The sequence below is a fragment of the Vibrio sp. 1641 genome, from assembly GCF_033339995.1.
Lineage (GTDB): Bacteria > Pseudomonadota > Gammaproteobacteria > Enterobacterales > Vibrionaceae > Vibrio > Vibrio alginolyticus.
This window is the reverse complement of the sequence record NZ_JAWOVP010000096.1, coordinates 1-833: the sequence shown is the minus strand read 5'-3', so window position 1 is coordinate 833 and position 833 is coordinate 1. Positions and strand designations below refer to the sequence as shown.

Annotated in this window: 1 protein-coding gene; it reads left to right on the top strand. The window is 47.8% G+C overall.

What is annotated here, in order from left to right; genetic code table 11:
• On the top strand, positions 1-833 hold an 833-nt coding region (locus R7Z47_RS24375), incomplete at both ends, for a hypothetical protein (RefSeq protein ID WP_318130704.1).

Sequence of the window (833 nt, the reverse complement as noted above, 5' to 3'; positions counted from 1 at the left end):
TCAGCAAAACAACATTATAATCGAACTGCCAATCACTGTGACTGACGGCGATGGCGATGTATCACCAGTGTTCACGTTACCAATTACGGTGGTAGACGATGTACCCGTGGTAACGAATATAGACAGATTACAAGTGCATGAAGATGATTTGCCGCTGGGCTCAGACGAGACCAAGGAGCCTTTAACGGTTTCTGGTCAGTTTGAAGTGACCAGCGCGGATGGTATCGACTCATTTGTTCTGGATCTCAATTCCAATCTACTGCCTGCACTTACTTCTGGCGGCGAGAGCATCGCGATTACTCAAGACGCTACAGCGTCAACGAGTGATGCTTTGGTTTATGTCGGAAAAACCGCTGGTGGCGACACCATTTTCACGCTGACATTGCATCAAGACGGACGCTACGATTTTGAATTGTCTGGCGCGCTCGATCATGCAACGAATTCTGATGACCTGACCATCAATCTGCCGATTGTGATTACGGACGGCGATAACGACTCCGTTAACGCGACGTTGCCAGTCACTATTTTGGATGATAAGCCGACGATTGAAGCTATTCGTCCAGGAAGTCACTTGTCCATTGATGAGGATGACATTCCGAACAAAGGGTCGGATGGTCAAGGTGATCATATTATCGGCGGACATTTTGATGTCGTTGACGGTGCAGATTCTATCGTTAGCTTCCAATTGGAGGATCTTGTCTCACCTGTTGCTGGGTTAACGTCAGCAGGTCAGCCACTAGAGCTTGTTGAATACTCAAACGCGAATGGCGTGATTGAGTACCGTGCGTACGTGCAAGGCACTACCGATATCGTGTTTAAACTTACGTTAAACG